The 12,741-nt window shown below is 46.7% G+C and carries 12 protein-coding genes; 10 read left to right on the forward strand and 2 right to left on the reverse strand.

Annotated elements, in window-relative coordinates; all coding sequences use genetic code 11:
• Positions 1–13: 13 nt before the first annotated feature.
• Positions 14–628, forward strand: a complete 615-nt coding sequence (locus BLR32_RS17265; RefSeq protein WP_089833964.1) for a MarR family transcriptional regulator — start codon at positions 14–16, stop codon at positions 626–628.
• A gap of 38 nt (positions 629–666) precedes the next feature.
• Here BLR32_RS17265 and BLR32_RS17270 read toward each other — a convergent pair whose 3' ends face one another.
• The gene (locus BLR32_RS17270; protein ID WP_089833966.1) at positions 667–2,124 is read right to left on the reverse strand and encodes an aminotransferase-like domain-containing protein; all 1,458 of its coding nucleotides are present in this window, start codon (positions 2,122–2,124) and stop codon (positions 667–669) included.
• 65 nt (positions 2,125–2,189) lie between these two features.
• Between BLR32_RS17270 and BLR32_RS17275 the strand changes: the two genes are divergently transcribed.
• From BLR32_RS17275 to BLR32_RS17310, 8 genes are all read left to right on the forward strand, one after another.
• Complete coding sequence (locus BLR32_RS17275) at positions 2,190–2,540, forward strand: ArsR/SmtB family transcription factor (protein ID WP_245705450.1); 351 nt, start codon at positions 2,190–2,192, stop codon at positions 2,538–2,540.
• Between the two features lie 75 nt (positions 2,541–2,615).
• The gene (locus tag BLR32_RS17280) at positions 2,616–3,224 is read left to right on the forward strand and encodes a TetR/AcrR family transcriptional regulator (RefSeq protein WP_089833968.1); all 609 of its coding nucleotides are present in this window, start codon (positions 2,616–2,618) and stop codon (positions 3,222–3,224) included.
• 52 nt (positions 3,225–3,276) lie between these two features.
• The gene (locus tag BLR32_RS17285) at positions 3,277–4,518 is read left to right on the forward strand and encodes a TolC family protein (protein ID WP_245705451.1); all 1,242 of its coding nucleotides are present in this window, start codon (positions 3,277–3,279) and stop codon (positions 4,516–4,518) included.
• Positions 4,519–4,536: 18 nt separating this feature from the next.
• On the forward strand, positions 4,537–5,469 hold the full coding sequence (locus tag BLR32_RS17290; protein ID WP_089833970.1) for an HlyD family secretion protein: 933 nt from the start codon (positions 4,537–4,539) through the stop codon (positions 5,467–5,469).
• Positions 5,470–5,471: 2 nt separating this feature from the next.
• Positions 5,472–6,395, forward strand: a complete 924-nt coding sequence (locus BLR32_RS17295) for an ABC transporter ATP-binding protein (protein ID WP_089833972.1) — start codon at positions 5,472–5,474, stop codon at positions 6,393–6,395.
• Positions 6,388–7,131 (forward strand): ABC transporter ATP-binding protein, encoded by a 744-nt coding sequence (locus BLR32_RS17300; RefSeq protein WP_089833974.1) that lies wholly within the window; start codon positions 6,388–6,390, stop codon positions 7,129–7,131. The genes BLR32_RS17295 and BLR32_RS17300 overlap by 8 nt, the downstream gene beginning before the upstream one ends.
• 11 nt (positions 7,132–7,142) lie before the next feature.
• Positions 7,143–8,249, forward strand: a complete 1,107-nt coding sequence (locus BLR32_RS17305) for an ABC transporter permease (RefSeq protein WP_089833977.1) — start codon at positions 7,143–7,145, stop codon at positions 8,247–8,249.
• A complete protein-coding gene (locus tag BLR32_RS17310) occupies positions 8,246–9,361 on the forward strand; it encodes an ABC transporter permease (protein WP_089833979.1) in 1,116 nt (371 codons plus the stop codon). The genes BLR32_RS17305 and BLR32_RS17310 overlap by 4 nt, the downstream gene beginning before the upstream one ends.
• A gap of 73 nt (positions 9,362–9,434) precedes the next feature.
• Here BLR32_RS17310 and BLR32_RS17315 read toward each other — a convergent pair whose 3' ends face one another.
• The gene (locus tag BLR32_RS17315) at positions 9,435–10,862 is read right to left on the reverse strand and encodes an aminotransferase-like domain-containing protein (RefSeq protein ID WP_089833981.1); all 1,428 of its coding nucleotides are present in this window, start codon (positions 10,860–10,862) and stop codon (positions 9,435–9,437) included.
• A gap of 866 nt (positions 10,863–11,728) precedes the next feature.
• Here BLR32_RS17315 and BLR32_RS17325 point away from each other — a divergent pair.
• On the forward strand, positions 11,729–12,259 hold the full coding sequence (locus tag BLR32_RS17325; RefSeq protein ID WP_089833985.1) for an ArsR/SmtB family transcription factor: 531 nt from the start codon (positions 11,729–11,731) through the stop codon (positions 12,257–12,259).
• The last annotated feature ends 482 nt before the right edge of the window (positions 12,260–12,741 follow it).

The following is a 12,741-nucleotide window of genomic DNA, read 5'->3' on the forward strand; positions in this document are numbered from 1 at the left end:
TTGAACATTGACAATGGAAAAAACATCAGGGTTCAGTCCTGAGCAGCAATTGACCTCGCTTGATGCGCGGTTGTTACTATCCTTACAAAGGCTCAGCGACATGTTAAAAGCTATCCAGTGGGAACAGGCAAGGATCCTGGGAATCACACCCTTACAATTACAGATATTGCTTTTCACCGGGCATCATACTGCTGCAGTCAACAAAGTAGCGTACATCGCTATGGAACTGCAATTGAGCCGTCCCACCATCAGCGATGCGGCTGCTGCGCTGGTCAGCAAAGGACTGCTGCGTATTGAGAAAGACCTGAAAGACAAACGCAGTTATTCCTTCCTGCTTACAGATGCAGGCCTGGAAGTACTGGAGCAGGCTGAAAAGTATACAGAAGATCTGTATGCGATAGTAGGGAAGAAACCTTCACGGGAGAAAATGCATCTTTACCAGTCTGTTTATACGATTATCGCCGGACTGAGTAATGAAAAAGGTGGGATGCAGCGTATGTGCTTCAACTGCGCTCACTATGAAGGAAACAGGAAAAGACAACACGGATGCCGCCTGATGCAAAGGAAACTGGCATCGGCAGAATTGCAGATAGATTGTCTGCATCATTCCACCTTATCCTGGCCATAAAGAACAGCAATATCATATTAATATCCGATAGAGGATGTTTATAGCTGCTGAATTACCTTTGCCAGCTTTCCTAGTCCTTTAATGATCAGGGGTTCCTGCAGCGATGCATAACCCAGTCTCAGACCCTTGATGCTGCTGTGCTGTGGAGTATAATAACTCAGAGGATTGACCATGTTCATTCCGGCCGACTGTACCTTTCGGAGCAACTGTTCCGCTTCTACCGCTTTATGTAACTGAAGCCAGATGGCCAGTCCTCCCTGCGGACGCATGTAATGTGCCTGCCCTGCAAAGATGGAATGTATAATACTGTTGGCCAGTTCCAGTCTTTTCATATATACATACCTGGTATTATGGATATGCCTGCGGATATCACCCGCCGCCATGAGATTGGCAATAGCCTGTTGTAATACAGGATCGCCTTCATGCTCCACAATACTACGGTATGCAGACAGGGAGCTGATAAAAGCCGCTGGTCCGCATACAAAGCTGATAGGTAGTGTATGCATGACCGATCCTATATAAATAACATTATCCGCATGCTCCATACCCGCCAGCGGAATATGGTGTGTGTGAAAGTGATACTCGTGGTCATAATCATCTTCTATAATCACGAAGTTGTATTGTTTACTTAATGCCAGTAATTCCCTGCGCTTTTCCGGTGAGAGAGTTGTAGTGGTAGGGTACTGGTGATGTGGCGTAATATACAGCGCCTTTAACGGTGTGGTGCGACAACAGGCTTCCAGCTCCTCAATATTGATTCCATCCGGACCGGAAGGAATGTAATGCAGTTGTGCCCCGGCTACCTTAAAGGCGTGCCATGCAGGCTGATAACCGGGATGCTCAACGGCTACATGATCTCCCGGCAATAACAGGGTCTGCGCCGTCAGGTACAGGGCCATCTGCATGCCATGGGTGATGCAGATATTCTCCGTAGTGACTGCCAGTCCCCGGTCATTATTCAACATGGTATTCACTTCCTGTAACAGCAGTTCATTCCCTCGCTCGGTATTATTACTGAATATCTGTCGCTGGTTTTCCTGTTGGAATAATCGCCGGCATTCCCTGCTGATCTCGGCAACAGGGATCAGGTTCAGGTCAGGACGACCGTCGTCAAATATGATATCGTAATTACCGCTGGGATTGGATGGAGAAAGGGAGATGTTCACATGACGGAAAGGGATATGCAAAGAGGGCTTCGGAGGAGCTTCCTGTCCTGGTGGTCCCTTTTGGCCCGCGGGCATACTGTCGCTTACCCGTGTACCGCTCTTATAATGGGAAGTAAGCCACCCTGCAGCGGTAAGCTGGTCGTATGCAAGAATAATCGTATTCCTGTTCACTTTTAATTGCTGAGCCAGCACGCGCGAGCCTGGTAGTAAAGCGCCGGGGAGCAGTCTTCCCCGCATTATTTCATTGATGATATACGCTTTGATCTGTTGGTATATAGGCTCTTTGCTGTTAAACGACAGCTGGATCTGCACATGTCTGTAACTCTTCATAGCTGGCAATAAGGTAATCCTTTCATATACGCAAGGCTACAGCAGACGGTTGTTAATTTTTGTTAATGGAAAAAATAAATATTGGTATGAGCCCGCTAACGGCTGTCGGATTTTCGCAGACATTGAAAAATATCTATTTTTACAGAATGGATGCAGTTACGATAGAGAAAGCAGCAAATGCTATTGCTGATAAGCACCGGTTATCCATTATACTGGCAGCGTCCCGGCAATCCGCTATTCAGTGTTGTGAAATTACAGAGCTTACCGGTTTGTCACAACCCACTGTGTCTCACCACATTAAGATCCTGGTAGATAGTGGGCTACTCATATATGACAAAACCGGCCGGAATGTTCAGTTAACCATTAATAAGGAGATGATGAAATTCCTCTCTTCCTTTTTCGGACAACTAAGCTGATTTTATTTTTGTTTTGGTAGATTGATACCTACCTATTACCTTTGTTTAACCAAATGGTTAAATCAAGTAGTTTAAATGGCAAAAGAAAGAAACACAGAGGAATTGATTATAGAAGCCGCCAAAAAGATATTTATAAAACGCGGCCTGGCTGGTGCACGCATGCAGGATATTGCAGATGAAGCGGGTATTAACAAGGCCATGTTGCATTATTATTACCGGAACAAGGAAAAGCTGTTTGAAATAGTATTTAATGAAGCTTTTTCAAAGATGATGGGAAGGCTGGGCAATATCCTGACCAAGCCTATGCCACTGGAAGAGAAGATCAGAATGCTGGTAGAAAATTATATTACCAATATCGCGGAAACGCCATATCTGCCCATCTTCGTATTGAATGAAATCAATCAGCAGCCGGAGATGATGGTGAAAAAAATAAGCTCACAGCCGGCATTCCCCGATATTATGCTCTTTATGAAAGAAATAATCGAGGCAGGTAAAAAGGGTACTATTAAAGAGGTCAGCCCGGTGCAGTTATTCATGAATATAGTATCCATGTGCATCTTTCCCTTTGTGGCAAGGCCACTCATACAAGGGGTTTTTCAACAGGACAGTGTACAGTTTGATATGCTGATAGAAGAACGTAAAAAACTGGTAGGAGATGTTATCATTTCCTGGTTAAAGCCTTAGGGCTTTTTTTTGAACTGTAATTAACCAAATGGTTAAAATAAATAGTTAGCAAATGATGAAGTATCTCGTATGGGCCATGCTGTTATGCACAACGCCCCTCATGGCGCAAACAAACCTGACCTTAGAGGATTGTTACCAGCTGGCGCAAAAGAACTATCCGCTGATCAAGCAGCGGGAGCTGATCAGCAGGACCGGTAACTACACGGTGGCTAACGCTGCTAAGGGGTATCTGCCGCAATTGAACTTCTCCGGTCAGGCTACTTACCAGTCGCAGGTAGTGGAGATTCCCTTTCCCGGTGCTCCTCAGTTAAGTAAAGACCAGTATAAGGTGCAGGCGGAAGTAACGCAGACCATTTTCGACGGTGGGAATATTCACTACCAGAAAGAGCTGAGTAAGGCCAATACCGCCATTCAGCAGCAACAACTGGAGGTGAACCTGTACAACATAAAGGATAGGGTAAGCCAGCTCTTTTTTGGTATCCTGCTGATCGACGAACAACTACGCCAGAACGAGTTGAGGATGGAAGACATCCGGAGCGGGATCCACAAAACCGAAGGTGCTGTCAGCAATGGTACTGCCCTGCGCAGTAGCCTGGATGAACTGAAAGCGGAATTGCTGAACGTTGAACAGGCACAGGTGCAGTTGAAGGCCAGCCGGCAGGCCTACCTGCAGGTACTGGCACTGTTCATTAACCAGCCCCTGGATGATCAGACCCGGCTGACAAGGCCTGCGCCTACTACGATGCCCGCAGAAATCCGCCGGCCGGAACTGCTCTTGTATGACTACCAGCAGCGCAGTTATGATGTGCAGGAGAAACAGCTGAAGGTAAACTACCTGCCTAAGGTCAGCGCCTTTGTACAGGGAAGTTATGGGAGGCCTACGCTGAATTTTGTCAGCAACGAATTCGGCTTCTATGCCCTGGGCGGTATCCGCTTCAGCTGGGGATTAGGCAGCCTTTATACAAATAAGAACAGCAGACAGATATTACGCATCAGCAAGCAGGACGTGGACGTACGCAAGGAGACATTCCTCTTCGATACAAAGCTTACTATGACCCGTCAACAGATTGAAGCCGCTCAGTATAGTGACCTTATTCATCAGGATGAAGAGATCATTGCACTGCGTACTTCCGTAAAAAAGGCGGCTGTAGCGCAACTGGAAAACGGGGTGATCACCTCACATGATTACATCAGTTATGTGAACGCTGAAAGCCAGGCCAGGCAAAACCTCATCCTGCATGAGATCCAGTTGCTGCAGGTACAATACAATAACAGAAACACATCCGGTAACTAATAAATCGTCGTTTGAGATATGAAATACTTATCAATTCCAGTGATCTTCTTCTTCCTGGCTGCCTGCTCCGGCAGGGAAACAGAAGCCGATGCTTCGGGCAACTTTGAAGCAGATGAAGTGATTGTGTCTGCACAACAGAATGGACAGCTGCTATCGTTTACTGTACAGGAAGGAGATACCCTGCGTGAAGGCGCGGTAGTAGGACAGATAGACGTTAACGGTCTCGCGCTGCAGAAAGAACAGGCGGAAGCCACTATCAGTGCCTTAAGAGAAAAGACTACCGATCCGCAGCCACAACTGGCATTGGTACGCAAACAACTGGCCGTGCAGGAGGCGCAGCTAAAGCAGTTATTGCATGAACAGCAGCGTACAGAGAATCTTGTAAAAGCAGATGCAGCCACGCCCAAGCAACTGGACGACATCAATGCATCCGTAGACCAGTTACAAAAACAACTGATCGTGACGCGTCAGCAACTGACCGTCAATGAGACCAGCGTTGCTGATAAGAACAGGAGCGTACTGAGTGAAAGAGGTCCTTTGCAGAAATCACTGGCACGCTACGATGATGAGATCAGAAAAGGTGTGATTGTGAATCCCGTGAAAGGTACAGTGCTGGCAAGATACGCATTACAGGGCGAGATGGCGGTAATTGGAAAAGCATTATACAAGATAGCAGATACAGATACGCTGTTGCTGAAAGCATATATCACCGGCTCTCAATTGCCGGAGATCAAACTGGGACAGTCCGTTAAGGTATTGATCGATGCAGGAGAGAAGAATTATAAAACCTATTCCGGTGTGATCTCTTATGTTTCCAGTAAGTCGGAGTTTACGCCTAAAACCATCCAGACAAAAGAAGAACGCGCTAACCTTGTATATGCCATCAAGATCCGCGTTCCCAATGATGGTTATCTGAAAATAGGCATGTTCGCTATCACTCAATTCCATTGATCATGGATACAGTCATACTGCAACATATCAGTAAGTCGTATGTCAAAGAAGGACCGCCCGCCTTACAGGATATATCGTTCTCTGTAAAAAAAGGAGAGCTGTTCGGATTGATAGGACCAGATGGTGCAGGCAAGTCAACCATCTTCCGCATCCTTACCACATTGCTGCTATCAGATAAGGGAACCGCTACTGTAGCAGGATATGACGTGGTTCAGCATTACCATGAGATCCGCAGTTGCGTGGGATATATGCCGGGCAAGTTCTCGCTCTACCAGGACTTAACCATCGAAGAGAACCTGCATTTTTTTGCCACACTGTTTGGTACTACGGTAGAAGCCAACTATGCACTGATCAAAGATATTTACGAGCAGATCGCTCCTTTTAAGAACAGGCGTGCAGGGAAGCTGTCGGGTGGTATGAAACAAAAACTGGCACTCTGCTGTGCACTCATACACCGGCCGGAAGTACTCTTCCTCGATGAACCTACTACCGGTGTAGACGCTGTATCCCGTAAGGAATTCTGGGAGATGTTGCAACGCCTGAAAACAGAAGGCATCACGATAGTAGTGTCTACTCCTTACATGGACGAGGCCAGTCTCTGTGAAAGGATTGCGCTGATACAAACCGGTCAGATACTTTCTATTGACACGCCCGCTAATATCATCAAAGATTACCCGGGTAAGTTGTATGCATTGAGGGCTCCGAAAGTACATCAGTTGCTGAAGGATACGAGACAGTATGCAGGTATCAGGTTGTGTTATGCTGCTGGAGATAAACTGCACCTGTCTTTCAAAGACGAAGGAAAGGATCATCCGGCAGAATTGTTATCCTGGTTGGAAAGTAAAGGGCATCAGGGTGTTCATATTGAAGAGATCACGCCAGATATAGAAGACTGTTTTATTGCTAAAACAAGCACACATGAGTGAAAAGGCAATTGTCTGTAAAGACCTGACAAAACGTTTCGGCGATTTCTTTGCGGTGAACCATATTTCTTTTGACGTTGACCAGGGAGAGATCTTCGGATTCCTTGGGGCGAATGGCGCAGGGAAAACGACCGCTATGCGTATGTTGTGCGGCTTGTCTTATCCGACTTCAGGAGAGGCGACTGTAGCAGGCTATAATGTGTTCAGACAACAGGAAGCTATCAAACGTAACATCGGTTATATGAGTCAGAAGTTCTCTTTATATGAGAGTCTGACAGTGAGGGAGAACATCCGTTTTTATGGCGGTGTTTATGGCTTGTCAGACAAGCAGCTGAAAGAGAAAGGGGATGAGCTGATCACCAAACTGGGTTTAGAGAAGGAAGCAAAGATGATGGTAGGTAGTCTTCCTTTAGGATGGAAGCAGAAGCTGGCATTCTCTGTGGCTATTATCCACCAGCCCAGGATCGTATTCCTCGATGAGCCTACCGGCGGTGTAGACCCGGTAACACGTAGGCAGTTCTGGGACCTGATATACGATGCAGCAGCCAATGGGATCACGGTGTTCGTCACCACACACTATATGGACGAAGCAGAATACTGTAACCGTATTTCCATCATGGTAGACGGGCGTATCGATGCACTGGACTCACCGGCAAATCTCAAGAAACAGTTTGATGCCGCCTCCATGAATGAGGTATTTTATGCACTGGCGAGAACAGCAAAGCGTTCCGCCGATTAAACAAGATATACATGAAACAGTTCATGGTATTTGTCAGAAAAGAGTTTTACCACGTATTCCGGGACAGGCGCACATTGCTGATCCTGTTCGGATTGCCGGTCATGCAGATCCTGTTGTTCGGTTATGCACTGACAACAGAAATAAAGAATGCGGAGATCATTATAGTAGATCACGCCGGTGATATGGCTTCACAACAGCTCACTACTATGATCGCCGCCAGTAAATATTTTGATATCAATGCCAGGGTGGTGTCTGATGAAGATATCTATAAGGCCTTCAAAAAAGGAAAGGTGAAATGTGCGGTGGTATTTCCGTCAGGCTTCGGCAATGATCTGCAGCACGGACAGACAGCGCAGATACAGATTATTGCAGATGCTGCCGATCCCAATACAGCGAAGACATTAACCAATTACCTCACGGCTATTATCGGGGATTATCAGCAGCAGATCAGTCCTACTGCCAATGTTCCCATGCGTATAGAGCCGGTCACCCGCATGCTATACAATCCGGAAATGAATGGCTCCATGAACTTTATACCCGGTGTAATGGCGCTGGTGCTGATGATCATTTGTACGACACTGACATCGGTATCTATTGTGCGGGAGAAGGAGATGGGTACCATGGAGATACTGCTGGTATCGCCCTTTAAACCCACTTACGTGGTATTGGCAAAAGCAGTGCCTTACCTCGCATTATCGCTGATAGATCTGATCATCATCCTGCTGCTGAGTGTGTTCTTACTGGATATGCCTATCAGGGGGAATATTATACTCCTCTTCCTCGAAAGCACGTTGTTCATCATCTGTTGTCTTTCACTGGGACTGCTCATTTCCAGCGTGACCCGTACACAACAGATTGCGATGATGGTATCTATGATGGGCATGATGTTGCCTACCATCTTATTTACCGGCTTCATCTTCCCGCTGGAGAATATGCCTGTGCCTTTGCAGGTCGTCTCCAATGCGGTGCCTTCACGTTGGTTTTATGTGATCATCAAAGCCGTTATGTTGAAAGGATTGGGGATAGGAGTGATATGGAAGGAAACACTGGTATTGGCAGGGATGACCACTGCCTTGTTAATTATCAGTATTAAGAGCTTTAAAACACGTCTGTCATGAGAACACTGCGACTATTACTGGAGAAGGAATTCAGGCAGATATTCCGCGATAAGGGACTTTTACCCATCCTCTTTATCATGCCGATGGTGCAGCTGCTGATCATGCCGCTGGCGGCGAATTTTGACGTGAAGAATATTAACCTGGCTGTGGTAGACAGAGATCATTCTACCTATACACAGCAAATGGTATCGAAGATCGCTTCTTCCGGATACTTCCGCATTACCGGTTATTATACTGATTACACGCCGGCCATGCATCAGATAGAAAGGGAAAAAGCAGATATCATCCTGGAGATACCTGCGCATTTCGAAACAGATCTCGTGCGGGAAAGCAAGGCATCCGTCTATCTGGCTGCAGATGCTATCAACGGTACCAAGGCTGGATTAGGGAGTGCTTATCTCAACACCATCCTCGGTGATTTCAACAACGAGATCCGCATGAAATGGCTACCGACAAAGGCTGCTGCTGTCGGAACCATCGATATCACTTCTTCCAACTGGTTCAATCCTGAGATGAACTATCATCTTTATATGGTGCCGGGCATACTGGTGCTATTAGTGACGATGGTAGGTGGTTTCATTGCTGCATTGAACATCGTAAAGGAAAAGGAGATCGGCACCATTGAGCAGATCAACGTGACGCCTATCAAAAAGTGGCAGTTCATCATCGGAAAGATGATTCCCTTCTGGACAATTGGTATGGTCGATTTTACAATCGGTCTGCTGCTGGCGAGGTATGTGTATGGGGTGATTCCTGTGGGTAGTCTTCTGCTGTTATACAGCTTCCTCTCTATCTACCTGGTAGCGTTGCTGGGCTTCGGTCTGCTGATCTCTACGTACAGCGATAACCAGTTACAGGCTATGTTCGTGGCCTTCTTCTTCATCATGATATTCATGCTGATGAGCGGCTTATTCGTTTCGGTGGATAATATGCCGCCATGGGCGAAGATGATTACGAAGTTGACGCCGGTCACACATTTCATCGATGTGGTGAGGATGATCGTACTGAAGGGGAGTCATTTCAGCGATATTAAGATGCAGTTCCTGTATGAGATTGCTTTCGCTGTTGTGCTGAATGGCTGGGCGATCCTGAACTACCGTAAAACAGCATAAGTTTTTGTATACAGTATATACAGTTGTAGGTTTACGCAGTCGGCCGGGATAGTCTTATCCCGGCCTTCCTTATTTATGACATCTTCCGGATCAGTCGTCCCAATGTTTTAAGTCCTTCATCAATTTGTTTGCTCCAGGGATTGCTGAAGCTGATGCGCATACAGTTGTTATAGCGTTCCTGCAGGGAGAAGATCCTGCCGGGTGCAAAAGAGATCTTGTGTTTTATGGCTTGTTCATACAGTTCGTAAGTATTGACTTTAGGATTTAGCTCTACCCATAGTACAAAACCTCCCTGTGGGCGGGATACGCAGCAGTCTTCCGGAAAGTATTCCCTGACAGCCTGCAGGTAGCGCATATATTGGGTGTGCAGGGATTTTCTCATACCTCTGAGATGGTGCTCATACCGGTCATTCTCCAGGAAGCACGCGATGGCGGCGCTGGGCAGGGAGGGGGAGGAGATAGAGTGATGCCTTTTCAGGTTCAGTACTTTTTCTTTAAACTTACCAGGTACGGTCCAGCCTACGCGATATCCCGGCGCCAGTGACTTAGAAAAGGAGTTGCATAGCAGTACCAGTCCGTTGGTATCAAATGTCTGACATACACCCGGGCGTTCTTTGCCGAAGTACATGTCGCCATAGATATCATCTTCGATGAGGGGGATATTGTACTTTTCCAGCAATCTGACGAGTGCCTGTTTGTTGCAATCCGGCATACACGCGCCCAGCGGGTTGGTGAAATTCGTTACGAACAGACAGGCCTTGATTTTAAACTTCGGGATTGCTTTGTCGAGGTATTCGAGGTCTACGCCGGTAGCGGCGTGGGTAGGGACTTCGAGTACTTTTAATCCCAGGCTTTCTGCCAGTTGCAGGGAACCGTAATATGCCGGGCTTTCCAGTGCGATGGTATCGCCTGGTTGTGTGACGGCGGAAAGGCAGAGTGTCAGTGCGTCCATGCAGCCGTTAGTAGTGATGATATCATCTTCGCTGATAGCGCCGCCCCAGAGTATGGAATTACGCGCTATTTGCCTGCGGAGGTCCGGGTTGCCTTGCACAGGCTCGTATGCGAGTCCGGCGCTGGGAGACTTACGCAGTGCCTGTATCATTGCCTTGGAGATCTTCGCTGTGGGCAGCAGTGATTCCGGTGGTGCTGCGGAGGCGAACCGCGTGATATTCTGCATGCTCATATCCTGGGATACCTGTGTGATCATTTCATGCAGTGTCACTTCTGAGGGCTTTTTTACGGCTTCGCATGCTTTGGGCATTTCCGGCATTCTGCGGGGGCTGAAGATCACGTAATAGCCTGATTTTGGGCGGGATTCTATCAGTCCTTTTGCTTCCAGGTGGTAGTAGGCCTGGAAGGCGGTGCTCATACTCACGCCTTGTTCTTCGCTCATGGTGCGCACGGAAGGGAGTTTGTCTCCGATCTTCAGGACGTCTTTGGAGATGAGTTGTTCCAGTTTGTCGGCGATCTGGAGGTAGAGATGTTCGGCTGTTTTTAGCATGGTGAATCTGATATGGTTCAAAAGTAAGGAAAAAGCGTCTGATATGGTTGGGGATTTTTTGAGTCTACTGCTTGGGAGGAGTGTTCTGAGATTTAGCGGTATGGGGGATTGTTTGGCTCGCGGTTCCAGGTGGGACCACGGGCTGTATCCCTTTTCGACACTTACTATTAGGCTGTATCAATCGTGGTTGGCTTTAGATCTTTATTAAACCCCTGTCAAGCGTGTCAGGGTCTCAAAGGGATAAGGCCCTTTGGTCTCCACCTGGAACCGTCCGCTGCTTGGGGGTTATGGGTGAGTGGAGTGTGCTGATATTTAGAGCGGTATGGGGGATTGTTTGGCTCGCGGTTCCAGGTAGGACCACGGGCTGTATCCCTTTTCGGCACTTACTATTGGGCTTTATCAATCGTGGTTGGCTTTAGATCTTTATTAAACCCCTGTCAGGCGTGTCAGGGTCTCAAAGGGATAAGGCCCTTTGATCTCCACCTGGAACCGTCCGCCACTTGGGGGTGGAGTGTGCTGATATTTAGAGCGGTATGGGGGATTGTTTGGCTCGCGGTTCCAGGTGGGACCACGGGCTGTATCCCTTTTCGGCACTTACTATTAGGCTTTATCAATCGTAGTTGGCTTTAGATCTTTATTAAACCCCTGTCAAGCGTGTCAGGGTCTCAAAGGGATAAGGCCCTTTGGTCTCCACCTGGAACCGTCCGCTGCTTTGGAGTTATGGGTGAAGGGAGGAGTGTCTGTTATTAACGACGGCATCTATATTATGGACGACTCCGTTTTCTTGCGGAGTTTATAAGTTTAGTCGATAAATATTTTGCGCAACTAGAAAATTGCATAACTTTACGCAACTAAAAAATTGCATAATGGATGAACTGTTTAAAGGTGTAGCCGATCCGGTACGCAGGGAGATCCTTTCCCTGTTACGTTTGCAGCCATTAAATGTGAATCAGATCAATGAGCATTTTGGAGATATTAGCAGGCAGGCAGTATCCAAACATTTGCAATTGCTGGAGGAAAGCGGCTGGATAAAGATTTATCAGGCAGGTAGAGAGCGGTACGGATATCTTAATAAAACAGCATTCTATTCTCTTAAAGAATGGCTCGATGCTTATCTGCAATGGGGAGAGCAATCAGTGGAAAATGATCATGGTGTTTTCCTGGAATGGACAGCTTATGAGAAAGGTGCGCCCCTGACACATCCCGTGATGTTGCAGGCCATGCTGAGTAAAGATAAGGAGTTTGACGGTCTGTTCTATAATGCAGTAAGGACAACAGGGATTTTTTGTAAGCCGTCCTGTTCAGCAAATCCACGCCCTGATAACGTCACTTTTTATCTTACAAGAGAAGAAGCACTGAAGAACGGCTATCGTGCTTGTAAGCGTTGTAAGCCGTAACCTTATATAATTGAAATGGAATCCATGAAATAAGCCACGTAGTATAGGTTGCACGATGTATAAGTCGCATAGCATAACTACATAATACAGGTAGGTAGTGTATAAGTCGCATAGCATAAACTACATAATACAGGTAGGTAGTGTATAAGCCGCATAGCATAAACTACATAATACAGGTAGGTAGTGTATAAGCCGCATAGCATAAACTACATAATACAGGTAGGCAGTGTATAAGTCGCATAGCATAAACTACATAATACAGGTAGGTAGTGTATAAGACGCATAACATAAGCTACATAATACAGGTAGGTAGTGTATAAGTCGCATAACATAAGCTACATAATACAGGTAAGTAGTGTATAAGTTGCATAGCATAAACTACATAGTACAGGTAGGCAGTGTATAAGTCGCATTGTATGAACCGCTTAGTATAAACTGCGCAGTATAAGCAGTACGAAGTAGAGGTTGCATAGAAGTCGGGA

This window comes from Chitinophaga filiformis (genome assembly GCF_900102545.1).
Classification (GTDB): domain Bacteria; phylum Bacteroidota; class Bacteroidia; order Chitinophagales; family Chitinophagaceae; genus Chitinophaga; species Chitinophaga filiformis.